General features: G+C 58.4%; 19 protein-coding genes and 2 pseudogenes. 17 read left to right on the top strand and 4 right to left on the bottom strand.

Annotation, left to right across the window (positions count from 1 at the left end; genetic code table 11):
• Positions 1-163 precede the first annotated feature (163 nt).
• The 11 genes and pseudogenes from ACYSTU_RS14975 to ACYSTU_RS14925 all read left to right on the top strand — a co-directional run bounded on the left by ACYSTU_RS14975 (position 164) and on the right by ACYSTU_RS14925 (position 14,588).
• Positions 164-1,267: an ABC transporter ATP-binding protein gene (locus tag ACYSTU_RS14975; protein WP_110600423.1), complete on the top strand. Its 1,104-nt coding sequence runs from the start codon at positions 164-166 to the stop codon at positions 1,265-1,267.
• 15 nt (positions 1,268-1,282) lie between these two features.
• Positions 1,283-2,755, top strand: coding sequence for a mannitol dehydrogenase family protein (locus tag ACYSTU_RS14970; RefSeq protein WP_498999673.1), 1,473 nt, complete (start codon positions 1,283-1,285; stop codon positions 2,753-2,755).
• A gap of 204 nt (positions 2,756-2,959) precedes the next feature.
• Positions 2,960-4,456, top strand: coding sequence for a xylulokinase (gene xylB, locus ACYSTU_RS14965; protein WP_336341572.1), 1,497 nt, complete (start codon positions 2,960-2,962; stop codon positions 4,454-4,456).
• A 13-nt stretch (positions 4,457-4,469) separates the two neighbouring features.
• Positions 4,470-5,408: a carbohydrate kinase family protein gene (locus ACYSTU_RS14960; protein WP_336341573.1), complete on the top strand. Its 939-nt coding sequence runs from the start codon at positions 4,470-4,472 to the stop codon at positions 5,406-5,408.
• Positions 5,409-5,452: 44 nt separating this feature from the next.
• Complete coding sequence (locus tag ACYSTU_RS14955) at positions 5,453-6,073, top strand: transglycosylase SLT domain-containing protein (protein ID WP_016774877.1); 621 nt, start codon at positions 5,453-5,455, stop codon at positions 6,071-6,073.
• Positions 6,074-6,346: 273 nt separating this feature from the next.
• On the top strand, positions 6,347-8,401 hold the full coding sequence (locus tag ACYSTU_RS14950; RefSeq protein WP_498999667.1) for a type VI secretion system Vgr family protein: 2,055 nt from the start codon (positions 6,347-6,349) through the stop codon (positions 8,399-8,401).
• Complete coding sequence (locus tag ACYSTU_RS14945) at positions 8,392-9,258, top strand: DUF4123 domain-containing protein (RefSeq protein ID WP_498999664.1); 867 nt, start codon at positions 8,392-8,394, stop codon at positions 9,256-9,258. Before ACYSTU_RS14950 ends, ACYSTU_RS14945 begins: the two co-directional genes overlap by 10 nt.
• Before the next feature lie 33 nt (positions 9,259-9,291).
• Positions 9,292-12,582: a hypothetical protein gene (locus ACYSTU_RS14940; RefSeq protein ID WP_264365347.1), complete on the top strand. Its 3,291-nt coding sequence runs from the start codon at positions 9,292-9,294 to the stop codon at positions 12,580-12,582.
• Between the two features lies 1 nt (position 12,583).
• The gene (locus ACYSTU_RS14935) at positions 12,584-13,570 is read left to right on the top strand and encodes a tetratricopeptide repeat protein (protein ID WP_264365348.1); all 987 of its coding nucleotides are present in this window, start codon (positions 12,584-12,586) and stop codon (positions 13,568-13,570) included.
• 295 nt (positions 13,571-13,865) lie between these two features.
• Positions 13,866-14,099, top strand: a pseudogene (locus ACYSTU_RS14930) (DUF2790 domain-containing protein).
• Between the two features lie 90 nt (positions 14,100-14,189).
• Positions 14,190-14,588 (top strand): hypothetical protein, encoded by a 399-nt coding sequence (locus tag ACYSTU_RS14925; RefSeq protein ID WP_498999660.1) that lies wholly within the window; start codon positions 14,190-14,192, stop codon positions 14,586-14,588.
• Here ACYSTU_RS14925 and ACYSTU_RS14920 read toward each other — a convergent pair.
• The gene (locus ACYSTU_RS14920; RefSeq protein ID WP_041480220.1) at positions 14,585-14,854 is read right to left on the bottom strand and encodes a DUF1652 domain-containing protein; all 270 of its coding nucleotides are present in this window, start codon (positions 14,852-14,854) and stop codon (positions 14,585-14,587) included. The genes ACYSTU_RS14925 and ACYSTU_RS14920 overlap by 4 nt on opposite strands.
• A gap of 369 nt (positions 14,855-15,223) precedes the next feature.
• On the opposite strand from ACYSTU_RS14920, the gene eco reads away from it, so the two are divergent.
• Positions 15,224-15,709: a serine protease inhibitor ecotin gene (gene eco, locus ACYSTU_RS14915; protein WP_465918314.1), complete on the top strand. Its 486-nt coding sequence runs from the start codon at positions 15,224-15,226 to the stop codon at positions 15,707-15,709.
• A gap of 36 nt (positions 15,710-15,745) precedes the next feature.
• Here the strand turns inward: eco and ilvA are convergent.
• A pseudogene (gene ilvA / locus ACYSTU_RS14910) lies at positions 15,746-16,735 on the bottom strand (threonine ammonia-lyase, biosynthetic); the annotation flags it as partial.
• 281 nt (positions 16,736-17,016) lie between these two features.
• Here ilvA and ACYSTU_RS14905 point away from each other — a divergent pair.
• A complete protein-coding gene (locus tag ACYSTU_RS14905) occupies positions 17,017-17,196 on the top strand; it encodes a hypothetical protein (protein ID WP_016774888.1) in 180 nt (59 codons plus the stop codon).
• 15 nt (positions 17,197-17,211) lie between these two features.
• On the opposite strand, the gene ACYSTU_RS14900 is transcribed toward ACYSTU_RS14905, so the two are convergent.
• Together ACYSTU_RS14900 and ACYSTU_RS14895 are read right to left on the bottom strand one after the other, a co-directional pair.
• Entirely contained in the window at positions 17,212-18,513 is a 1,302-nt protein-coding gene (locus ACYSTU_RS14900) for an ATP-binding protein (RefSeq protein ID WP_498999655.1), read from the bottom strand.
• Positions 18,514-18,517: 4 nt separating this feature from the next.
• Positions 18,518-19,219: a response regulator gene (locus tag ACYSTU_RS14895; RefSeq protein WP_016774890.1), complete on the bottom strand. Its 702-nt coding sequence runs from the start codon at positions 19,217-19,219 to the stop codon at positions 18,518-18,520.
• Positions 19,220-19,472: 253 nt separating this feature from the next.
• On the opposite strand from ACYSTU_RS14895, the gene ACYSTU_RS14890 reads away from it, so the two are divergent.
• The 4 genes from ACYSTU_RS14890 (at position 19,473) to ACYSTU_RS14875 (ending at position 25,728) form a co-directional block, all read left to right on the top strand.
• Complete coding sequence (locus ACYSTU_RS14890) at positions 19,473-20,630, top strand: efflux RND transporter periplasmic adaptor subunit (protein ID WP_498999650.1); 1,158 nt, start codon at positions 19,473-19,475, stop codon at positions 20,628-20,630.
• Positions 20,631-20,645: 15 nt separating this feature from the next.
• Entirely contained in the window at positions 20,646-23,744 is a 3,099-nt protein-coding gene (locus ACYSTU_RS14885; protein ID WP_498999648.1) for a multidrug efflux RND transporter permease subunit, read from the top strand.
• A 180-nt stretch (positions 23,745-23,924) separates the two neighbouring features.
• Positions 23,925-24,566: a DUF1345 domain-containing protein gene (locus ACYSTU_RS14880; protein WP_136492583.1), complete on the top strand. Its 642-nt coding sequence runs from the start codon at positions 23,925-23,927 to the stop codon at positions 24,564-24,566.
• A 133-nt stretch (positions 24,567-24,699) separates the two neighbouring features.
• Positions 24,700-25,728 (top strand): LacI family DNA-binding transcriptional regulator, encoded by a 1,029-nt coding sequence (locus ACYSTU_RS14875; protein ID WP_498999643.1) that lies wholly within the window; start codon positions 24,700-24,702, stop codon positions 25,726-25,728.
• Positions 25,729-25,788 lie beyond the last annotated feature (60 nt).

Raw genomic sequence — 25,788 nt, 5'->3', positions numbered from 1 at the left:
TCCCTGAACCAACACGACTCCTGTGGGAGCGAGCCTGCTCGCGAATGCGGTGCGTCATTCAACGTTGAAGGCGGCTGACACGGCCCCATCGCGAGCAGGCTCGCTCCCACAGTCAGAATGTGCGGCTGGTTCAATCGAATAATAAATTGCGGAGGCCCATCTCATGGCCAACCTGAAAATCAAGAATCTGCAAAAAGGCTTCGAAGGCTTTTCCATCATCAAGGGCATCGACCTTGAAGTGAACGACAAGGAATTCGTGGTCTTCGTCGGCCCGTCGGGCTGCGGCAAATCCACCCTGCTGCGCCTGATCGCCGGGCTGGAAGAGGTCAGCGGTGGCACCATCGAACTCGATGGCCGCGATATCACCGAAGTCAGCCCGGCCAAGCGCGATCTGGCGATGGTGTTCCAGACCTACGCGCTGTACCCGCACATGACAGTGAAAAAGAACATGTCGTTCGCCCTCGATCTGGCCGGCGTGCCGAAAGCCGAGGTCGAGCGCAAGGTTGGCGAAGCGGCACGTATTCTTGAACTCGGGCCGATGCTCGAGCGCAAACCCAAACAGCTGTCCGGCGGTCAGCGTCAGCGCGTGGCGATCGGCCGCGCCATCGTGCGCAACCCGAAGATTTTCCTCTTCGATGAGCCGCTGTCCAACCTCGACGCGGCGTTGCGCGTGCAGATGCGGCTGGAACTGCTGCGCCTGCATAAAGACCTGCAAGCGACGATGATTTATGTGACCCACGATCAGGTCGAAGCGATGACCATGGCCGACAAAGTCGTGGTGCTCAATGGCGGCAGAATCGAACAGGTCGGCTCACCGCTGGACCTCTATCACAACCCGGCCAACCTGTTTGTCGCAGGCTTCCTCGGCACGCCGAAAATGGGTTTCCTCAAAGGCAAGATTGCCCGCATCGACGGCGCCAGCTGCGAAGTTTCGCTGGACGCCGGCACGCGCATCACCCTGCCGTTCAACGCCGCCAACCTCAGTGTCGGAGGCGCAGTGACGTTGGGCATTCGCCCCGAACATCTTGAGCTGGCGCAACCCGGCGACTGCACGTTGCAGGTGACTGCCGATGTCAGCGAACGCCTTGGCAGCGACACCTTCTGCCACGTTACCACCAGCGCCGGTGAAGCCCTGACCATGCGCGTGCGCGGCGACCTGGCCAGCCGTTATGGCGAGCAATTGAGCCTGCGTCTGGACCCGACTCACTGCCACCTGTTCGACGCTGAAGGTGTGGCGCTGACTCGCCCACTGCGCGCTGCCGCCTGATTTCGAGACTATCCGATGAAACTCAACCAACAGAACCTCAACCGCCTCGCCGCCGAAGTGCAACTGCCGGGCTACAACCTGAGCGACACGCGCCAGGGCATCGCGCACATCGGCGTCGGCGGTTTCCACCGCGCGCATCAGGCGTATTACACCGATGCTTTGATGAACACTGGCGAAGCGCTGGACTGGGCAATCTGTGGCGTCGGCCTGCGCCCGGAAGATCGCCGTGCCCGCGATGATCTGCGCGAGCAGGATTACCTGTTCACCCTGTTCGAACTGGGCGACAGCGATGACACCGAAGTGCGCGTCATCGGTGCAATCCGCGACATGCTGCTGGCCGAAGATGGCGCGCAAACGCTGATCGACAAACTCGCCGAACCGCAGATCCGTATCGTCTCGCTGACCATCACCGAGGGCGGTTACTGCATCGACGACAGCAGCGGCGAATTCATGGCGCATCTGCCGCAGATTCAACACGACCTCGCCCATCCCGAAGCGCCGGGCACCGTGTTCGGTTTCCTCTGCGCAGCGTTGGCCAAACGCCGTGCTGCGGGCGTTCCGGCATTCACTGTGATGTCGTGCGATAACCTGCCGCACAACGGCGCCGTCGCGCGCAAGGCGCTGCTGGCCTTCGCCGCGCTGCGTGATCCGGATCTGCGCGACTGGATCGACCAGAACGTCAGTTTCCCCAACGCCATGGTCGATCGCATCACGCCGATGACCAGCACCGCGCATCGCCTGCAACTGGCCGACAAACACGGCGTCGACGATGCCTGGCCGGTGGTCTGCGAACCGTTTGTGCAGTGGGTGCTGGAAGACAAATTCGTCAACGGCCGCCCGGCGTGGGAAAAGGTCGGCGTGCAGTTCACCGACGATGTGTCGCCGTACGAAGAGATGAAAATCAAACTGCTCAACGGCAGTCACCTGGCGCTGACGTATCTGGGCTTTCTCAAAGGTTATCGCTTCGTCCACGAGACCATGAACGATCCGCTGTTCGTGCGCTATATGCGCGCTTATATGGATCTGGATGTCACGCCGCAGCTGGCGCCGGTGCCGGGCATTGATCTGAGCGAATACAAGGACACGCTGGTGGCGCGCTTCTCCAATCAGGCGATTGCCGATCAACTGGAGCGCGTGTGTTCGGATGGCTCATCGAAGTTTCCCAAGTTCACCGTGCCGACGATCAATCGGCTGATCGCCGATGGCCGCGAGACCAAACGCGCGGCACTGGTAGTCGCGGCGTGGGCGCTGTATTTGAAGGGCGTGGATGAGAATGGCGATACGTATTCGATTCCGGACCCGCGAGGGGCGTTCTGTCAGGGATTGGTGGCGGACGATGAGTTGATCACCGAGCGCCTGTTGGGCGTGGAAGAAATTTTCGGCACGGCGATACCGAAGTCGGCGGAGTTTGTTGCAGCGTTCGAGTGGTGCTGCCAGAGTTTGCGCGAGGTTGGGGTTTCGCGGACTCTGGAACGGGTGCTCGGCTGAAAAGCCCCTCACCCTAGCCCTCTCCCGGAGGGAGAGGGAACCGACCGCGTGGTTCTTCCGTTATTCATCGACCTGAAATTCCGAGTCGAATACAGAGTGTGAAAGGCATGAAAATCTGCTCCCTTTCCCCCTCGCCCCCATGGGGGAGAGGGCTGGGGTGAGGGGGTAGCTCTTGATCTTCAGCGCAATCTGACAGGCCCATACATGACAACAACAAAGCTCTTCCTGGGTATCGACTGCGGCACCCAAGGCACCAAAGCGATCATCCTCGATGCCGGCAGCGGCCAGGTGCTCGGTCTGGGCGCAGCGCCGCACACTATGATCAGCGGCGCCAACGGCCGCCGCGAACAAGACGTTCAACAGTGGCTCGATGCATTCGTCAGCGCCACCCGCCAGGCCTTGCAAGCGGCGAATGTCGACGGCCAGGCGATCCTCGGTGTCGGCGTCTCCGGCCAGCAACACGGCCTGGTCCTGCTCGATGAGCAAGGCGCAGTGCTGCGCCCGGCCAAGCTCTGGTGCGACACCGAAACCACGCCGGAAAACGACCGCTTGCTCGCGCAACTGGGCGGCGAGGAAGGCTCGCTGGAACGCCTCGGCGTGGTCATTGCACCGGGCTACACGGTGTCGAAACTGCTCTGGACCAAAGAGCAGCATCCCGACGTGTTCTCACGCATCGCGCGGATTCTGTTGCCTCACGACTACCTCAACTACTGGCTCACCGGCCGCGCCTGCAGCGAATACGGCGATGCCTCCGGCACCGGTTATTTCAACGTGCGCACGCGTCAGTGGGATTTGCAGATCCTGCGCGACATCGACGCCAGCGGCCGTTTACAAGCCGCATTGCCGGAGCTGATCGACGCGCACGCCGCCGTCGGCACCCTCCTCCCGGCAATCGCCGAGCAACTCGGCATCAACCCCAACGCTGTGGTCTCCAGCGGCGGTGGCGACAACATGATGGGCGCGATCGGCACCGGCAATATCCAGCCCGGCGCGATCACCATGAGCCTCGGTTCGTCCGGCACGGTCTACGCCTATTCGGAGGAGCCAAACGTCAGCGCCGACGCCTCGGTTGCCACGTTCTGTTCCTCCAGCGGCGGCTGGCTGCCGTTGATCTGCACCATGAATTTGACCAACGCCACCGGTGCGATTCGCGAACTGTTCAAGCTCGACCTGCCGACCTTCAACGAATTGGTCGCGCAATCGCCGATCGGTGCCGAAGGCGTGAGCATGTTGCCGTTTCTGAACGGTGAGCGCGTCCCCGCCCTGCCCCACGCCACCGGCAGCCTGCATGGCCTGACCATGGACAACCTGACCCAGGCCAATCTGTGCCGCGCCGCTGTCGAAGGCACCACCTTCGGTTTGCGCTACGGGCTGGATTTACTCCGCCAGAATGGTTTACAAAGCCTGCGCATTTGCCTGATCGGCGGCGGCTCGAAGAGCGCGGTGTGGCGGCAGATCGTCGCCGATATCATGAACGCTCCGGTGATCTGCACCGAGCAAAGCGAAGCCGCGGCGCTGGGTGCGGCGATTCAAGCGGCGTGGTGCGCGTCGCGCTCTAACGGCGATGATGTCTCCCTGGCCGAGCTGTGCGAGCGCTGCGTGAAACTCGACGCAAGCAGTGAAACCCTGCCGATCGCCGCGAATGTCGCGGCGTTCCAGCAGGCCTACGAACGCTATCAACAGCATGTCGCAACCCTATAACGAGCAAACAACTATGTACCTGGTGTGTGGCGAAGCCCTGTTTGATTTCTTTAGCGAAAACGATGCCAGCGGTCTGGCCTCGAAAGTCAATTTCAAGGCGATTGCCGGCGGCTCGCCGTTCAACGTCGCCGTCGGTCTGCGCCGCTTGGGCGTGGACTCGGCGCTCTTCGGTGGGCTGTCCACCGACTACCTCGGCCGGCGTTTGCAGCAAGTCCTGCAGGACGAAGGTGTGCGCCCGGATTATCTGGTGGATTTTGCCGCGCCGACCACCCTGGCAATGGTCGCGGTAGGCGCCAATGGCTCGCCGCATTACAGCTTCCGTGGCGAAGGCTGCGCCGACCGGCAACTGAGCGAGGCACATCTGCCGACGCTCGGCGACGAGGTGCGCGGCCTGCACATTGGCTCGTTTTCGCTGGTGGTGCAGCCGATTGGCGACACCTTGCTTAAGCTGGTTCAGCGCGAAAGCGGCAAACGCCTGATCAGCCTCGATCCCAACGTGCGCCTCAATCCCGAGCCGAACATCGAGCTATGGCGCGAGCGCATCGCCACGCTGGTTCAACTGGCCGATCTGATCAAAGTCAGCGACGAGGATCTGAGCCTGCTCTATCCCGAGCAGGATCCGCAAAACGTGATTGAAGGCTGGCTCGAACATCGCTGCCAGATCGTCTTCCTGACGCGTGGTGGCGACGGCGCAACAGTGTTCAGTCGCGCCCATGGCTCGTGGTCGGTACCGGCCAATCAGGTTCAGATCGCCGACACGGTAGGCGCTGGCGATACCTTCCAGGCGGCGCTGATCACCTGGCTGACCGAACATTCGCTGGACTCGGTCGAAGGCGTGCAGCAGCTCAGTCGAGAGCAAATCGACGGCATGCTCAGGTTCGCCGTACAAGCCGCCGCGCTGACTTGCAGCAAAACCGGTCCGGATCTGCCCTATCGTCATCAATTGAGCTGAGCGCGTAGACTGTCGGCCTTTTTGCGCACGACGGAAAACAGCTCTTGAATCACAGGCACATCCTCGCCCTTCTGACCCTGGCCACCCTGCTGAGCGGTTGCGGCACCTCGCCGCCCCGCTCGCCGGAAGACATCTGCGCAATCTTCCGCGAGAAAAGCGACTGGTACGACGCTGCGCAAGTCACCCAGAAACGCTGGGGCGTGCCGATCCAGGTGCCTTTCGCGATCATGTATCAGGAATCCGGCTACCGCTACGACGCCAAGACGCCGCGCAAATACCTGCTCTGGGTAATTCCTTGGGGCCGCGTCTCCACCGCTTCCGGCTATGCGCAAGCCAAGGATGAAGTCTGGGCCGACTACCAGAAAAGCACCGGCCGCAACTGGGCCGATCGCGAAGACTTCGACGACGCCATCGACTTCGTCGGCTGGTACATGGACAAGACCACCTCGATCAACGGCGTGTACAAATACGACGCCTATAACCAGTACCTGAACTACCACGAAGGTTGGGGCGGCTTTCGCAACAAGACCTACGCGAGCAAAGCCTGGTTACCGCCGACCGCGCGCAAAGTGCAGAACCGTTCGGATCTGTATGCGCAGCAATATGCCGGCTGCAAGGAAGACCTCAATCGCGGGTTCTGGAGCCGGTTCTGGCATTGGTTGTAGAAGCCCTTCGAGCGGGCTCGCTCCCACAGGACCTTAGTGAACGCCGATTTTGTCTACACCCGAGAAACCTGTGGGAGCGGGCTTACCCGCGTTGGCAATCTCTCAAACACCATCAAAGTCTATGAAAGTCCCGATTTCACTGACCCAAATCGCCCTCCTAAGGGTTTTCCCTATGGCACCAAGGCCCCACACCTACGCCATTTGCGCCTTGAATGAGGCCGTCTAATCCTGCAACATCCATCACCTGCTTATTCAACGGACGGAATTCAAGGCATGCTGGACGCCAATGCAACCCACATCACCCTCTCGATCGAAGACGCCAACGCCGACCTGCAAGTCCTCAGCTTCACCGGTCGCGAAGCCCTCAACGAACCGTTCCGTTTCGACCTCGAACTGGTCAGCTCCCGCCCCGACCTGAAGCTCGAAGAGCTGCTGCACAAGCGCGCCTGCCTGACGTTCGGCGCCACCGGCGAAGGCAAGATTCACGGCCAGGTCTATCGCATCGAGCAGGGCGACTCCGGCAAGACCCTGACCCGCTACAGCATCAGCCTGGTGCCGCAACTGGCGTATCTGCAGCACAACCATGATCAGCAGATCTTCCAGCAACTGACGGTGCCGAAAATCATCGCCCAGGTGCTGGAAGATCGCGGCATTCTCTCTGACGCCTACAGCTTCCAGCTCGGCGCCGAGTACCCGGAGCGTGAGTATTGCGTGCAATACGATGAGTCCGACCTGCACTTCATCCAGCGTCTGTGCGAAGAGGAAGGCATTCACTTCCACTTCCAGCACAGCAGCAGCGGCCACAAACTGGTGTTCGGCGACGACCAGACCGTATTCCGCAAACTGAAGCCGGTCAGCTACCAGCAGGACTCCGGCATGGCTGCGGAGAAACCGGTGATCAAGCGCTTCAACCTGCGGTTGGAAACTCGCACCACCCGCGTCAGCCGCCGCGACTACGATTTCGAAAAACCCAAGCTGCTGCCCGAAGGCGCGGTCAAATCCGAATTCGCCCCGGACCTGGAAGACTACGACTACCCCGGCCGCTTCACCACCCGCGAGCGCGGCAAGTTCCTCTCAACCCGCGCCCTCGAACGCCATCGCAGCGACTACAAACTCGCCGAAGGCAAAGGTGATGAACCGACCCTCACCAGCGGCCATTTCCTCACGCTCGCCGAACACCCGCGCGCCGAGTGGAACGACCTGTGGCTGCTGCTGGAAGTCTTCCACGAAGGCAAACAACCGCAAGTGCTCGGCGAAAACGTCACCAGCGACGTCACCGACAACAAAAGCGATTTCCACCAGGGCTACCGCAACAGCTTCCTCGCCACCCCGTGGGACGCGCACTACCGCCCTGCCCTCGAACACCCGAAACCGAAAGTCCTCGGCAGCCAGACCGCCATCGTCACGGGCCCTGCCGGTGAAGAAATCCACTGCGATCAGTACGGCCGCATCAAAGTGCAATTCCACTGGGACCGCGACGGCCAGTCCGATGATAAAACCACCTGCTGGATGCGCGTCGCCAGCGGCTGGGCCGGCGCAGCGTACGGCGGCATTGCCATCCCGCGCATCGGCATGGAAGTCCTCGTCACCTTCCTCGAAGGCGACCCCGACCAGCCCCTCGTCACCGGCTGCCTGTACCACAAGGAAAACGTCGTCCCCTACGACCTGCCGGCCAACAAGACCCGCAGCACCTTCAAAACCCTCAGCTCCCCGGGCGGCAAGGGCTACAACGAATTTCGCATCGAAGACAAGAAAGGCGCCGAACAGATCTACATCCGCGCCCAGCGCGACTGGGACGAAAACATCGAACACGACCAGAAAATCCGCGTCGGCAACGAACGCCACGACACCGTTGAAGCCAATGTGTTGAGCGAATTCAAGGTCGAAGAACACCGGATCACCCATCTGGACCGAATCAGCGAAATGCGCGCGGATGATCACCTGACGGTGGGTGTGACGCAGCATGTGAAGGTGGGAACTGGGCAGTTTGTTGAGGCCGGCAACGAAATTCATTATTACGCCGGCCAGAGAGTCGTGGTCGAAGGCGCCATGGAACTGACCGCCAAGGCTGGCGGCAGCTTCGTCAAGGTCGATGCGGGTGGCGTGACCATCAGCGGCGCTGAGGTGAAGGTCAATACCGGCGGCTCGCCCGGGGTGGGCACGCCGGCGGCGCCGTTGTTGCCGGGGCCGATGAAGGTTGTGGATGCGGATAAGGCGGGGAAAGTCCCTGTCCCGCTGCCCAAACGTCTGAATGAATCTGGAATAACGCCGTTGTGCGGCAAGCAAAGCAACGGCGCCTGCAGCCGTAAGGATTGCACATGCATGTAAAAGCGCTCAGCGCACTCCTCGAAGCTCCACGCCATGGGTTCGTTGATTTACCGAGAGAAAGCTCTGAATCAACAGTGTGTTTCATTATTGACCCGGTTCGACAGCCTGACGCGATGAGCCGCCTTTATCGTGTTGGCGAACCGGTGGTAGATGCACAGGGCCTGTTCCTCAAAACCGCCTTCGCTGAGATCGCCGCTGACGGTCCGCTCTGGATCACCGCGCCGTGGAGCAGTCGCCTTGCGGCTGAGGCAGCAAAGCTGTGCGAGGAAAACTTTTCTGGCATTGCCATTACTACAGCTGATTCTGACAAAGCGCTCGCCCATGCGCGCTGGCTCTTGCGCGCTAATGATGGTTCTGGCGGACAGAGCCTGCTGAGCTACCACAAGCCAAGCCTGTGGGCCGCGCTGGCCTATACCGCTGGCGACAACTCCCATCAGCTGTTCGGCCCTTGGCAGCACGTATACAGCCCAGCGCCGGTTCATTTTGGGCGCAATAAAGGTCCATGGCTCAGTTGGCGCGCCGTCTCGGAAGTCGAATGGCTGGGCGATACTTCAGTGTTCAGCCTGCCGCCATCCGCGGCGAACGTTCAAGAGCATTTGGGTTGGATTTATTGGGCAGATGAACATCACGCAGATTACGGCGAGCCGAGCGATGAGCATCTGCCCAACCTTGTGGCAAACCTCAATGTGCTGGTTGCCCACAATATTTACGAAGGCCGTCACTTGCTGAAGCTGGGGTCAATCACAAATGGCCCACTGCTTGAAACACAGCCACAGGCAATGGCCATCCTGCAATCCAGGGAAGAGTCGTTCATCAAAGTACAGCAGCTGCAGCAACTCACCACCAGCGTTGCTTGATGAACCCGTCCGTTAAGAATGAATGGAAGCGAAATGGATACTGAAATCTCAGAAGCAACAAAGGTAGATCGCGACAGCTCTGCGGCAACTGCCTCAGCCCCGTCGACACCGGTTGAAACGAAACCTGCCTTGGAGCTTGATCCTCAGCCTGTAATGCCTGCCAGTTGCCCCAACGCGTTCGACAAAGTGGAAACGGCTTGCTCGACAAGTTATGGCGAGGTGATCTACGCAACCAAGGAAAGAATGTTCTATCTGCTGCCTGAACGCGCTGCAAGCTCGATCAAAGAAGCGATGAATGAACTTGAGCAACATATCAGCGCAAGCAAGTCTCCTGAGGAACGTTTAAAGGGGATGAACACCGCGGGGTTGCTCGAGTACTTCCTCGAACCCAAGTTGTCAAACTTCCTGCAAGGTGAACAGAAAAGCCGAATGCTGGAAATCGAAGCTCAGGAGCCGGATATTGCGCAGCCAACCATGGCCATGCGCTTGAAATCCGTGAGCCGTGACGCCCGAAATTCAGCGGCGCTGGAGAAGTTGCCGGATCAGAGTGAGTACGCACGGAACCGGGCACTGGCCGGTCAGCAACAGGCTAGCCTGCTTGAGGCCAACTCCGAGGGGCAAAAGCTGCAACGACTCTACAACGAGTGGAAGAAGCTGAAGGCTGTAGCAATAGAGCAAGCCAAGATAGCTGGCTATATCTATGAAAGTGGCAACCTGTTTTCGCCCGGTGCTCTTGAGGCTAGAACTCGTGTTCAGACCTATCTGAAAGCCCGTGCGGCACTCACGGCCAGCGGCAAGCTGACTACTCTCAAAGAAGAAGATTTCAAGAAGAACAAGAAGGCGTATCTGGACGCCACAAACTGTGTGATCGATGGCAAGGCCCGGATGTGCGGTTATTTGAACGATGTGGCCAACGAACGCAAAAAAATCGAAAAAGACTTTGCTGCCTATATCGATTCGATTTTGAAAGTCGCCGACTATGGCTTGGCACTTCCTGAGTTTGCCCTCATTCCTGACACAGGCGAAATCAGCGCAGGTATCGAGAAATTCAAATCATATCTCGAGATGGAACAGCGGCAGGTCAAACTGGCTGAACAAATCCGCACCAAATACAAAGCCTGGATTGACGCCAGCGGCCAAAACGTAGCGGCACCAGCGGGCATCGTGCAGGCTGAAAAAACCGAGTGGCAGCGCATTCAACAAGAGCGCATGAAGCTTCGCGATGATGCAGAAGCCGCTGTAGCCGCAGCCCTACCACTGCGCCATCTGTTGTGGGAGCCAGAGCAATTTCAGCCGAAACCGGAAGAGCGCCTGGTCAAGGCTGGCTTTCCGTTGCGCGAAGTGGCGCTTTTCAATAGCCCCAACAGTCCGGTCAAGCATTTGAGTCTGCTTAATCTGGAAGGCATTGAAAAAGCCTTGAAAAAAGACGTAAGCGCGCTCGGTGCTACTGCAAGCAAAGACCTGCAGAAACTTCCCGGCAACAGCAACGGGAAAGCGCAAACTGACACAGACGATAACCCTTTCCATGAATGGCTACGCCTCGAAGGCGCGATGGCCATCAAGGATCAGGAAAGCAACTGGTTCGATGAAAAAGGCTGGTTCGATGTAGAACTCTTCCATTCCTATCTCAAGTCGAAAAAACTGACTGTGGATACTATTGAGGACGCAGGCGCCCGCAAAGACTGGGGGCTGCGCCTTCGGCAGCTGCTGTTCAAAGAAGAAGTTCGAAGTTCGTTGCGCCTGTTCGATAACAGTCCTCAAGCACAATTGGTTCGTTGCCTCACGCCACCACAGTCCTCCATCCACACTGGAACCAAGGTCACTGGTCCGAGCTTCAGCGTCACCGATAACTTCAAGGCCTCTGCCAAAGCCGAAGCCAGCCTTGGGATTGACTTGGCACGCGGTGAAGTTGAGTTGATGAAGATGGATCTGCCGGGTAAAGATCAAGCAAAAGACATCCTGATCCCGTACCTGGATTACGAGAAAAACCGCAAAAACCTGAATCTCGGCAGGTTTTCGATCCATTTGGGCGCTAGAGCGTGGGGCTACACAGGCGCTACCCTCCTCCTCTCCTCCAGCGTGCAGTTGGGACGTGCAAACGTACAAGGCGGCCTCAATCTTCCGGAAATCACCGATGCAAAACGTCCGGAGACCACCAATGCCGTAGCAACTACAACTAGAAGCGAACCTGTTCTGGCGGGCGACGCCGCGAAAGTACGGGTTGAAGATGGGGCTAAAGCCCAATTCAATCTCTTTGCAGGAGTTCAGGCTGGGATTCTACTGACAGGCGCCTTGAACTGGGCTCCGCCGAAAGATATCGCTGTGTTGCGCACCGCCCCTTCGCCCGGCATGGCGAACACCGTCAACAACGCGAAAGCTAGCCAATGGGCGAGCCTGGCCAGACTCACAGCAGGCTTTACTGCCGCGTATGGGCTGGGTACTACGGCAGATATTGGGATCTCCTTGCATGAAGGCCGCTTCATCATGCGGTTCAAGGCTTCCGTCATCGTCGGCGCTGGCGTCGGCGGCGAATTTCAATTTGAAGTAGGCTATGACGGTGTTACTGACTTGATTAACTTGCTACGACGGGAAATGCATAAAAATCAGGATAAATCGCTAATTTTTGTGACGGACGAAGCCGCTGACTACATCGACAAACTGAACTTTCTTGGCACTGCTGGCATGGAAGTAGCAATGACTTACATGCAAGGCGTCGATATGGTGATGTCATTGTATGAGGCATTAACGGGCGGTGGAAAAGGGACCTCCATCGCTCATACGATTATGACTTATCGAAATCAGGCAGAGCTGGAGCAGTGGTTCTTGAATGCAACGCCCAATGCCCTCGGACCTATGTTCATGACATTGATCTCGTCGGCTCAGGACTCAAGCGTAACAGACGTGGCGTCAGAGAACGCTTCTCGAGAAAAAAAGTACACGTATGACAAGTCTCAGGCACACCTGATTCAGCAGCAGGCCATTGAAAGGGTACTCGGTTGGATTCTAAATAACGCGAAAAAAACAAATACACTTGAGTTAGCTCAAGCACAATTTGAAGAAGCATGCATAAGCATGAACAGATTTGGCACTCGAGAACCTGATAGGGGCCAAGTATATTGCGAGCAGCGTATGGCGATGGATAATTTTATGTCAGAAACCGTACTCCGTTTTGTTGACCAAAGGAACGATCAGATGAGGAGCAGATACAAAGACCATGTCGCCGAACTTGGAGCAAGACTGGACGGCTTCTGTCAGCGCTCTAATCATTATGGTAAAACATACGTTCCTGGCGGACGAGCTACATTCAACGGCCCGAAGAAATAACATGAACAATCAAGTATCTGCAATCATGCTAAAAGCGCTCACACTAGCTGCCCTTTTCCTTTTACCCACCTATTTGTACGCGTCCCTCAGCTCGGACCAACAAGCTGCAAAAGAGCGCGGCATCATCCTATATAAGCAATACAAAACTGCTGCACCCGATTTAAAAATAGCCGCTGATGCTGGAGACTCTGAAGCCCAGTTTTTTTTGGCAGAGGAAATCCGTCAAGAAAAGCAGTACATCACCAACGAAGCCTATAAGTGGTATGAGGCTTCTGCCGAACAAGGATACCTGTATTCAATGATTCGTATCGGTCGAAGCGTCAATGACCTGTGCGTGAAAATGAAAAGTTGTCCACCAGGAAAGAAGACACCGGAAGAGTGGTTAGCTAAAGCGAGAGAGACCGCGAAAGAAAGATCGGATCGAGGCGATGCCGAAGCCTTATATATAATGTACGAACTAACAGCTGAGCGAGACTGGTTAGAAAAGTCAGCGCTTGCAGGTAATTCAGTCGCCCAATACCGCATGGCTATCAGCGAACGTCAAGGGGAAGGCTCCATATTGCCATGGAAGCGCCAAGACTCGGTCGAGGGCTGGTTCCTGCGTTCTGCTAAAGCAGGAAATCCTAAGGCGATGATGCAGCTTTTTGGAATTTACCGGGAAAAAGGTGAATCGGATCAAGCGCGCCATTGGCTGGAAAAAGCAGCTTCAACTGGATATGAAGCAGGAATCTATAATTATGGTTATTTTTTAGCAGTTGCCCCTAGCGCACTTGGTTTCGCGGAAGACAGGATAAAAGGCTACGCGCTAATTTCGCTTTTAAAAGAACTAAATGGTGGAGGAACCGCCCAGACAGACGTCGCAGAGATATTGCCACGAATTTCAGAAAAAATGTCGCCTTCACAGATTCAAGAAGCGAACAAACTCGCAGCCGAATGGAAAGCTACACATCCTCCCCTTTCTTTTTATCCTGAGAAAATAGAGTTCTAACGACAGTAAGCACTTTCCAACAAAGAAGACTAACAGCCTGACGTCCTCGGACAGCAATTGTTTGGCGGCGATGAACTATGTGAACCAGACCCGCTCTACGAAAGAGTTTTTTCACGCGGATTAACTGCTCGATTGCATTATCGAAGGGTTAACCCGCTTTTAACCCCCGATCAAAAACTCTACAGCACTGCACGCTCGCCAGCGCCAGCGCGGCAGGTTCGCCCGGTTTCATATCAGGTACCCACCCGTCACGCTGGAGTTACGTCATGAACATCGCCCCATTGTACTCACGCTCATAGTCTGCGCAATCGCCGCACAGGCCCATGCAAATGACAACTGCGCCACTTCCAAAGCCGTGTCGTATGAGTAAAGCATACCGCTACACCTAGCGAAGGTACTTTCGCTAACCGAACCGCCGACCATCGAGTGCAAAGTCATCACCGCCGACATGAAATACATCGACAACACCGGCAAGCCCGCACAAATCAGTTACAGGAAATTATCAGACGCATGCAGTCAACAGAACTGACAGACGCTTCTGATTTTCCGGTTGGCCATAGGCGTGGGGTGGTTTCGGCGGGTATGCTCGGGGCCTTCCCTACTGCCGCAAGGATTGGCCATGCAGTTGTCGTTCCGCACGTTATCGAGCTTCACTTCAATCCTGTGTTTTCTGCTGGCGCTGGTCTGGGGATTTTTTCCGGAGGCGTTGCTGGCGATCTGGAGTATTGGCTATTCGGAAGGCACTGGCGTAGTCGCAAGGCGCAGCGCGGTGCTGTTCGCGGCGTTGGCGGTGATGTTTTGTTTGCTGCGCAATGCTCCGCCGTCAGTGGCACGCAGTGCACTGAGCAATGGTTTTATCGTCGGCTGTTTCGGTTTGGCGGCGTTGGGTTTTGGCGAATGGCTCAATGACCATGCCGGCCCCGGGATTTTGCTCGCGGTGCTGGTCGAGTTCGCGCTGGGCCTTGGTTTTGTGCAGGCCCGGCGCGTGACGGTCGAACTGGGTGAGACGGTGGGTTAAACGGCTCGAGAACGAGCGCTGGTTTGATGTGTTGTGGTCTGTTGCGCGAGGTCGGAACGCAGGCCAGCGACCAGGTTGTTGATTTCACGGCAGCTGTTCAGGCGGCTGGCGTCGATTCCACTGACATAGAGATCGGCCTGGTCGGTTCGATGGTCGCCAAATACTTTGACGGACATCGACAAGTCTGGTGTCAACGTGCACTGGCAGCGTTTCGGCAGGAAGCTGCTTTCAATGATGTTGCGTAATTCCAAGGCAGATAAAAACATGGCGAACCCTCTCCTTTCTGTGCGATTGCCAATCAAGTATTCACGCTGACCCTCTGCTGCGCCTTCACGGGTGTGCCCCCGCTGTTTCCCTGGTGCGGCAAGTGGTGGTACTGCGAAATGCCCATTGGAGTGTAGGCGCCCAAATCCTCTGCGCCTCACCAAAAGAACGCATAAAACGTGCCTTTGATCGGTTCGTTTTGCTCCCTTAAAAATCAAGCACTTGGAAATGTGGCCAGTATCCTGCTATTTGCAAATTGCATGAATCGACCACTCGTCCCCTGCAATCTGCAATCTCCGGGCAAATTTGCTTTCGAAGACTATGACGGCAAGAATGTCTCCCATTGCAATTCAACCCGCACGGAGGCCTCCATGAATTCCTTAAGCGTTTGCGTGATCACCGGCCTGTTGATCGCCAACCTTTCCACCCTCGCCCACGCCGCCAAGCTCGAAGACATCGCGCCGTATCCCAAAGCCGAAGCCGGGTTTACCCGACAAGTCATCCATCTGCCCAAGCAAGAGCAGGAAGAGAATTTCCAGGTAGAAATTCTCGCCGGCAAAACTCTGGAAGTGGATTGCAATCGCCAGCGTCTGGGCGGTGTGCTCGATGAAAAGAATCTGCAAGGCTGGGGCTATCCGTTCTATCGCCTGGAAAAGGTCATCGGCCCGATGAGCACGATGATGGCCTGCCCGCCCGGCAGCCAGAAAAAGCGCGCTTTCGTTCCGGTCGTCGGCGATGGCTTCATGTTGCGCTACAACAGCAAGTTGCCAGTCGTGGTGTACGCGCCGTCGGACGTCGAAGTGCGCTATCGCATCTGGTCGGCGTCGGACAAAGTCGGCACCGCCCTGCAGGAATAACCGGAGCGCTTGTTACGCCGGCACGCCGCAAGCAGCGGCGCGCTCGGCGACATGGCGCAGGCTGTCGAAGTTGATGTTGGCCCCGGAGTCGATGGCGACGAATGTCTGATCGCGAACCCCATTGCGCGCCACGTACTGCTTGATCCCCGCCACGGCCAGCGCCCCCGACGGTTCAGTGATCGAACGGGTATCGTCGTAGATATTCTTGATCGCGGCGCAGAGTTCGTCATTGCTGACCGTGATCACTTCATCTACGCAGAAGCGGCAAACCTCAAAGCCATACGCGCCGATCTGCGCCACCGCTACGCCGTCGGCGAAGGTGCCGACGCTAGGTAGAACCACCCGCTCGTCCGCACTTAAAGCCGCTTGCAGGCACGCCGAATGTTCGGATTCGACGCCGATGATCCGCACTTCCGGTCGCAGATATTTGACGTAGGCCGCGATACCGGCGATCAAGCCTCCGCCCCCTACCGGGATGAAGATCGCGTCCAGCGCGCCTTGATGCTGGCGCAGGATTTCCATTGCCACGGTGCCTTGTCCGGCGATCACGTCAGGATCATCGAACGGTGAAACAAACGTGCATCCGGTCTGTTCGGCCAAGTGCAGCGCATGGGCCAACGCAAAGGGGAAACTATCACCGTGCAGCAATGCGTCGGCACCGCGACTGCGCACGCCGAGCACCTTGAGCTCAGGAGTGGTAGACGGCATGACGATCGTCGCGGCAATACCCAATTCCCGTGCCGCCAGTGCTACACCCTGCGCGTGATTACCCGCCGACGCAGTGATCACTCCCCGCGCTCGCTGCTCATCGCTCAGGTGCACGAGTTTGTTGTAAGCACCACGGATCTTGAAAGAGAACGTCGGTTGCAGATCTTCGCGCTTGAGCAGGACCCGATTGCCCAATGTTTCCGACAACGCCGGCGCAGGCTGCAACGGGGTACGCACCGCAATGTCGTACACCGGCGCGGCCAGGATCTTTTTCACGTAATGCTCAAGCAGGGATTGCTGGTCGGGGCTGTGCGGCATGGTCGTCTCCTGACATTTTTCAGAACCCCGGAGACAGAAAGTAAAAACCCGCCTCTAGGGCGGGTTGGGTGCTGCAGTCGTGAGCTAGCCCGCCAAATGAGGAATGGCGGTAATAATGCTTGGCTGGCAGCGCGATACGGTGAAAGTCATGGGCTGGAAATTAGCCTGCCGGCGGATGACAAGTCAATGGCCCGCTGCAGAACATTGAATCATCCGCAGAACTGCACAGTCACTGCAAAGGAGAACAACAACTTCCCAAGCTGATAAAGTGGAGATTGACCATGAATATCCGCCAAGCGCTGTTCGCCGTCCCGCTGCTGGTCGCCGCCCTGTCCAGCCCTGCTGTTTTCGCCGTCGATGAAAGCGACGCCGTGAAAAAGCCCGAATGTCCGAAAGGCCAGGTGTGGGACAGTAAAACCCAGCAATGCGTGTTGCAGACCAGCGGCACAACGCAGCCCTGAAATTCGTCATACGGTTCAGGCCGTGGCCGGCAACCACAGCCTGAATCGCGCCCCACCCAACGGCGAACTCTCAACGGTCAGCGTGCCGCCCTGTGCTTCCAGTGCGCGGCGGCTGATCGCCAAACCAAGGCCGAATCCGCCGGTCGCGCGATCACGGCTGCGGTCGAGCCGATAAAACGGTTCGAAAATCCGCTCGCGCTCATCGTCGGGAATGCCGATACCATCGTCGTCTACCCATATCTCACACCCGCCGGCAATCACCTGCACGCCGATCTGAATGCGCTTTTCGCAATAGCGCATGGCATTGCGCAACAGGTTCTGGATGGCCCGGGCAGTCAGGCGCGGGTCCAGCGCGAAGCGTTCGAGCTGACCGTGCAAGAGAACGTCAATCACGATGTCCGGCGATTCCAGTTCCTCATCGACACTGCCGAGAATGCTGTCGATGAACTCGTCCAGCGACACCTCGATGCGCTCGGGCAATTGCGCCGGATTCTGCAAGCGGCTGTAGGAAAGCAACTCCAGCACCAGTTCATCCAGTTCACGAATATGCGCAACCAGGCTCTGCAAACGCTCGCGACTGGCGGCTGGCAACTCTTCTGACAACGCCAGCGCCAGGCCGAAATCCAGACGCGTCAACGGAGTACGTAGCTCATGGGAAACGGCGTTAAGCAGATCACGTTGCTGGTTGAGAAGGTTTTCGATATCGCCGGCCATGGTGTCGAACACGTTGGCGAGGCTGCCGATGTTCGAACTCGGGGCGATTCTGGTTCGCTCGCTCAAGTGGCCTTTGCCGAAGCGTTCGGCGGTGCCTTTCAGACGCTCGAGATCGCGCCAGTGCGGGCGCAGCCAAAGCAATAGACAACCGAGCAACATGGCGCCGATCAGCACGTTGATGCTCCAGTACAACAGATCGACGTCGACCGGATCGGGCGGCACGACCATGCGCACGGCCATGTCCGCATTCAGCGGAGTCACCGCCAATGTTCGCCAGCCCCAGTCGCCGATGCGCACAACGTTTTCACCCCGGTGCAGACGTTCCTGCTCGATGGGCGTGAACACCGGGTCGTCGATTGGCGTCAGGACGATGTGCAGCGGCTGGAATTCCTTGTCCATCGCCGCTGCAATCTCCGGCCACTGCTCTTGCGGCGCGGCATGAAACTGCTTGGTGATCAGCGATTGCAGACCTCGGGAAAAGTCCAGGTTGTAGGTGACGAAGCGATCCCGGAAGGCCATGACCACCAGATCCGGCACCAGATAGATCGCCGCGCTATAGGAGACGATCGTCACCAGATACAGGCGAAACAGAATACGAAACATCAGCTCAGCATTCCCATTCGGAGCGGCTGAACAGATAGCCCTTGCCCCACACAGTCTTGATCTTGCGCGCCTCGCCGGCGTGATCATCGAACTTGCGCCGCAGCTTGGAAATCGCCACGTCCACCGAGCGGTCAGTGCCATTGAACTCGATGCCGCGCAGCCGCTGCAGAATCTGATCGCGACTCAGCACTTCGCCGGCGTGCCGGGCCAGCACTACCAGCAAATTGTATTCGCCGCTGGACAGCTCAACCGCTTGATCACGCCAGGTCACGGTGCGCTCGGACAGGTCAATGCACAGATTGCCCATGACGATCCGGTCATTAACCGCCAAAGGCTCGCCGAGGCTGCTGCGCCGCAACAAGGTACGCACCCGAGCCAGCAGCACCCGTGGCTCGCAGGGTTTGGTGACGTAGTCGTCAGCGCCCATTTCCAGGCCCAGCACCTGATCATGGCTGTCATCGCGGGCCGTGAGCATGAGGATCGGCAGTGTCGCTGAATCGGCGCGCAGCAAGCGGCACACCTGCAAGCCGTCGAGGCCCGGGAGCATGAGGTCGAGGATCACCAGATCCGGCGGGCTGATCCGCGCCCGTTCGCGCACATGGTCGCCACGGCCGATGACGCTGACGGAGTAACCGTTGCGCTCCAGGTAGCTGGAAATCAGTTCGGCGAGGGCGGTGTCGTCTTCGACCAGGAGGATGTTGGGCATGGGGTGTTCCAGAAAATGCTGGGGCGACAGTCAGGGCTCATTCGCTCGCACATTGAAATGCGATCTCCTGTGGGAGCGAGCCTGCTCGCGAAAGCGATCGAACTGTCGCAATAAATTTCAAGGCCTGCAGGATATACGCCCTCACCCGCCACGGAGCAAAACCCTTACACAATTTCACACAGCAGCTACAAAGCTTCACCGCTAACCTCCCCGTCTGGCCGTAGGATGCGGCCTTCAATATTGGGGGTTGTACATGTCTGGAAAACTGCTGGCCGGGCTCGGCCTGATCGCATTGGCGCTGACGCTGAGCGCTTGTGATTCATCCTCGAACGACGAAGAGCAGACGCCGCCGGCCACCGTGCGCGTCGAGACCATTAAAACCGAGCCCCTGTCGATCAGCAGCGAACTGAGTGGGCGCATCGCCGCGCCACGGATTGCCGAAGTGCGTGCGAGAGTGGCGGGCGTGGTGTTGCAGCGCACCTATCGCGAAGGCAGCGATGTGAAAAAGGGCGATGTGCTGTTCCGCATCGACCCGGCACCTTTCAAGGCCGATCTGGACAGTGCCGAAGCAGCGCTGCGCAAAGCCGAGGCCAACGCTTTTCAGGCGAAACTGCAAGAACAACGCTATGCGCAGTTGATCGAGGACCAGGCCATCAGCGGTCAGGACTACGACAACGCCCGCGCCGCTGCCCGGCAGACCGCCGCTGATGTCGCCGCCAGCAAGGCAGCGCTGGAACGGGCGAAACTGAACCTCGGTTATGCCACCGTGACCGCGCCGATTTCCGGCCGCATCGGCCGCGCGCTGGTCACCGAAGGTGCGCTGGTAGGGCAGAACGAAACCACGCCGCTGGCGCTGATTCAGCAGCTCAACCCGATCCATGCCGACCTCACCCAGTCGACTCGCGAGCTCAATGAACTGCGCCGGGCGTTCCGTTCCGGGCAGTTACAGGAAGTCGGCCAGGGTCAGGTCAAAGCCACACTGATTCAGGATGACGGTAGCCTGTATCCATTGCCTGGCAAGCTGCTGTTCAGCGACATCACTGTCGATCCGGGTACTGGCCAGATCATCCTGCGCAGTGAATTCCCCAATCCGGATCTCGACCTGCTGCCGGGCAGTTTCATCCGCGTACGCCTTGAACAGGCAACCATTCAGAACGGCATTACCGTGCCGCAACGCGCGGTGCAGCGTGACAGTGCCGGCATTGCCCAGGTGCTGACCGTCGATGAGCAGATGCGTGTGGCGCAGCAACCGGTGCAACTGGGTGCGGTGCAGAATAATCGCTGGATCGTCACCGGCGGCCTGAAGCCCGGCGACCGCATTGTCATCGAAGGCCTGCAACACGCCCGTCCCGGGGAAAAAGTACAGGTCGACGAAACCCCTCTTCCACTTGCCCAGACCGCTGGTCAGTAAGCAGGACGCTTTAATATGCCGCAGTTCTTTATCGACCGCCCGGTGTTTGCCTGGGTGGTCGCCCTGTTCATCCTGTTGGCCGGTGCGCTGGCCATTCCGCAGTTGCCGGTCGCGCAATACCCGGACGTCGCACCGCCGCAGATCGAAATCTACGCTGTCTACCCAGGCGCCTCGGCGCAGACCGTCGATGAGAGCGTGGTCAGCCTGATCGAGGAAGAACTCAACGGTGCCGATCACCTGCTCTACTTCGAATCGCAAAGCAGCCTCGGCAGCGCGACGATCAAGGCGACGTTCCAGCCGGGCACCAACCCGGAATTGGCGCAGGTCGATGTACAAAACCGCCTCAAGGTAGTCGAGTCGCGCCTGCCGCAAGCGGTCAATCAGCAGGGTTTGCAGGTGGAGAAGGTCTCTTCCGGTTTCCTCTTGCTGATCACCCTGACCTCCAGCGACGGCAAGCTCGATGACGTGGCCCTCAGCGATTATCTGGCGCGCAACGTGATGAACGAGATCAAGCGTCTGGACGGTGTCGGCAAGGCGCAGTTGTATGGTGCCGAGCGGGCGATGCGCATCTGGATCGATCCGCAGAAGCTCATCGCCTTCAACCTGACGCCGGCCGATGTCAACGAAGCCATCGTTGCGCAGAACGCCCAAGTTTCAGCGGGCAGCATCGGTGATTTGCCGTCGCCTTCCACACAGGAAATCACTGCGACGATTCTGGTCAAAGGCCAATTGTCGACGCCTCAGGAATTTGCCGACATCGTGCTCAAGGCCAACCGCGACGGCTCCACGGTGCGCATCGGTGATGTCGCGCGCGTCGAAATCGGCAGTCAGGAATATCAGTTCGGCACTCGCCTCAACGGCAAGCCGTCCACCGCCGTCGGCGTGCAGCTGTCTCCCGGCGCCAACGCACTGAACACCGCAACGCTGGTGCGGGCGAAGATGGACGAGCTGGCGCGCTACTTCCCGGCGGGCGTGGAGTACAAGATTCCGTATGACACCTCGCCCTTCGTCAAAGTCTCGATCACCAAAGTGATCTACACCCTTGGCGAAGCGATGCTGCTGGTGTTTGCAGTGATGTTCCTGTTCCTGCAGAACGTGCGCTACACGCTGATCCCGACGCTGGTGGTGCCGGTGGCGCTGATGGGCACGTTCGCGACCATGCTGGCGCTGGGCTTCTCGATCAACGTGCTGACCATGTTCGGCATGGTGCTGGCCATCGGCATTCTGGTGGATGACGCCATCGTCGTGGTGGAGAACGTCGAACGGATCATGGCCACCGAGGGCCTGTCGCCCAAGGAAGCCACGCGCAAGGCAATGACGCAGATTACCGGCGCGATTATCGGCATCACTCTGGTGCTGGTCGCGGTGTTTATTCCGATGGCGTTCATGCAGGGCTCGGTCGGCGTGATCTACCAACAGTTCTCGCTGTCCATGGCCACGTCGATTCTGTTCTCGGCGTTTCTCGCCCTGACGTTGACGCCGGCGTTGTGCGCAACATTGCTCAAGCCTGTCGCCAAAGTTGAGCATCACGAGAAGTCCGGATTCTTTGGCTGGTTCAATCGTCGCTTCGAGCAACTGACCGATCGCTATCAGGGTTGGGTCGGCTATGCGCTCAAGCGCACTGGTCGCTACCTGGTGATCTACGCAGTCCTGTTGATTGGACTTGGGTTCTGTTTTGCGCGCCTGCCTTCTTCGTTTCTGCCTACAGAAGATCAGGGCTACACCATTACCGATATCCAGCTGCCGCCGGGCGCGACCAAGAACCGCACCGTGCAAGTAGCCGAACAGCTCGAAGCGCACAACGCCGGTGAGCCGGGGATCAGTGACAGTGTCGTGATTCTGGGTTTCAGCTTCTCCGGTAGCGGGCAGAATGCGGCGCTGGCGTTTTCGACGCTCAAGGATTGGTCGGAACGTGGCAGTGACGATGCTGCCAGTTCGATCGCCGACCGCGCCAACGCTGCGTTGAGTCAGATCAAGGACGCCATGGCGTTCTCGGTGCTGCCACCGCCCGTGGATGGCCTCGGCACGTCCAGCGGTTTCGAGTTCCGTTTGCAGGATCGCGGTGGCCTGGGCCATGCGACGTTGATGCAAGCGCGTACGGAACTGCTCGCCGCCGCCGAGAAAAGTCCGGTATTGATGAACGTCCGTGAAAGCGCGCTGGCCGAAGCACCGCAAGTGCAACTGATCGTCGACCGCAAGCAGGCGAATGCCTTGGGCGTTTCGTTCGCCGACATCGGTAATGTGCTGTCCACTGCGGTGGGTTCCAGCTACATCAACGACTTCCCCAATCAGGGCCGCATGCAGCGCGTGGTCGTGCAAGCCGAAGGTGATCAGCGCAGTCAGGTAGATGATTTGCTGAAAATGCATGTGCGCAACGACGCCGGAAACATGGTGCCGCTGTCCGCATTCGTCCAGGCCAACTGGATTCAAGGCCCGGCGCAGTTGACTCGGTACAACGGTTATCCGGCGATCGCGATATCTGGTGAACCGTCACCCGGGCACAGTACCGGCGAGGCCATGGCGGAAATCGAACGACTGGTTGCGCTGGGGCCGAAAGGTCTGGGTCAAGAGTGGACCGGTTTGTCGTTGCAGGAACGCCTGTCAGGCAATCAAGCGCCGATTCTGCTTGGTTTGTCGTTATTGGTGGTGTTCCTGTGTCTGGCAGCGCTGTACGAAAGCTGGTCGATCCCTACTTCGGTATTGCTCGTTGTCCCGCTTGGTGTGCTCGGCGCGGTACTCGCCGTGACAATGCGCGGCATGCCCAACGACGTGTTCTTCAAGGTCGGACTGATCACCATCATTGGTCTGTCGGCGAAAAACGCGATCCTGATCATCGAATTCGCGAAGAGCCTGTATGACGAAGGTCACGATCTGATCGATGCGACGTTGCAGGCCGCGCGTTTGCGTCTGCGGCCGATCGTGATGACATCGCTGGCGTTCATTCTCGGTGTGGTGCCGTTGGCCATTGCTACGGGTGCCAGCTCGGCAAGTCAGCAAGCAATCGGCACAGGTGTGATTGGCGGGATGATCACTGCGACACTGGCGGTAATCTTCGTGCCAGTGTTTTTCGTCGTGGTCATGAAGCTCGTACAACGATTCACCAAACAACGCTGATCAAACTGTGGGAGCGAGCCTGCTCGCGAATGCGTCCGGTCTGCCAACATTAATGTTGAATCTGCTGACGTCTTCGCGAGCAGGCTCGCTCCCACAAGGATTGGCCAACATCATGCGCAGTGGCCACATCTGTCATCGCTGGGCTAAGGTGGTGAAACCTCTCTCACCTACCGAGCTTTCATGCCCTTCCTCGCCCGCACCCACCCTCGCCTTTCCGCTGCCGCCTTGCTCGGCCTCGCCACCGGCCTGTTGGTCCCGGCCGATTCCATCGTCAGCAAAATCCTCATTGGCTGGAACGTCGGTGTCTGGACTTACCTGATCCTGATGTTCTGGCTGACCATACGCGCCAAGGCCCCGGACGTTCGACGCATTGCCGAAGTCGAAGATGAGAACGCCGGGCTGGTGCTGTTTGTGGTGTGCATTGCCGCATTGGCGAGCCTGGCCACCATCACTCTCGAACTGGCCGGCAGCAAAGACCTGGAAACCTCACGCAAACTCATGCACTACGGGTTCACAGCGCTGACGGTGACCGGCTCGTGGCTGCTCATAGGAGTGATCTTCTGCGTGCACTACGCAAGGTTGTTTTACACCTGGAACGGCAAAGAGCCGGCGCTGCGTTTCGCCGAAGGGCTGACCACTCCCAATTACTGGGACTTCCTGTACTTCTCGTTCACGATTGGCGTTGCAGTTCAAACATCGGACGTAGGCGTAGCGACGCGGGGCATCCGCAAAATCGTACTGGCGCAGTCGCTGATCGGTTTTGTGTTCAACACGGCGATCCTGGGTTTTTCCATCAATATTGCCGCGGGTTTGTTCGGCTAGGGAATCACCCGCCCGTCGGTATCTTCGGACAATCCTGTGATCATTTACTTGACGACAGAATTGTTTCTGGTGTTTCCTGAAACCGGTTTCAGGCTCTGCCTGACCTATAAATCCAATAACAAGGTTTCAGACCGTGAACGACTTCTCCGCCGCCCAGCGCAGCCGTGTGACCATGCTTGATGTTGCCGAACGCGCCGGCGTGTCCAAGGCCAGCGTCTCGCGCTTCATCGGCGATGACCGCGCGCTGCTCTCCGAAGCGATTGCCTTGCGCATTGAACAAGCCATCGGCGAACTCGGTTACCGCCCCAACCAAATGGCCCGTGGTCTGAAACGCGGACGCACTCGGCTGATCGGCATGCTCGTCGCCGATATCCGTAACCCCTATTCGATTGCCGTGATGCACGGGGTGGAAACCGCCTGCCGGGCGCACGGCTACAGCCTGGTGGTTTGCAACACAGACCGCGATGACGAGCAGGAGCGCCAGCATCTGGCGCTGTTGCGCTCGTACAACATCGAAGGGCTGATCGTGAACACGCTGGGCCATCACCGGGACGAACTGCACGAACTGCGCCGCGAGATGCCGCTGGTGCTGGTGGATCGCAAGGTCGACGGGCTCGACAGCGACATGGTCGGGTTGAACAACCCGCAAGCAGTAGAGATGGCGCTCGCGCATCTCGAGCAACGCGGATATCGGGATCTTTTGCTGGTCACCGAACCGTATGACGGCACCAGCTCGCGGATCGAGCGGGTCAGCAGTTTTCAGGCGCAGATTGCTCAGCACTCGACCCTGACTGGGGCGGTGCTGGAAACCGGTGATGATCTGACCGCGCAACTTCAAAGCTTTTTAAACACACCCGGTGACGGCCCGAAAGCGCTGTTTTGCGCCAATGGTGTCGCGGCGCTTGCGGCAACGCATGCGCTGCGCGCGCTGGGCGTGCGTCTATTTGAAGATGTCGGGTTGATTGCCCTGGATGATCTGGATTGGTATCCGTTGGTGGGCAGCGGAATTACCGCGCTGGCACAGCCGACGCAAGAGATTGGCGCGCGGGCGTTTGAGTGTCTGCTCAAGCGCTTGCGCGGGGATGATGAGGTGGCGCGGATGGTGGATTTTGCCCCTGTGCTGATTGAGCGGGGTTCGACCCGAGGGATTGACGGCGTCTGATCTGGCGCTTTCGCGAGCAGGCTCGCTCCCACAGGTTGATCCCATTCCATTGTGGGAGCG

It is taken from the genome of Pseudomonas glycinis (assembly GCF_054871425.1).
Note: the sequence above shows the minus strand (reverse complement) of the source record. Positions and strands in the feature narration are given on the sequence as shown.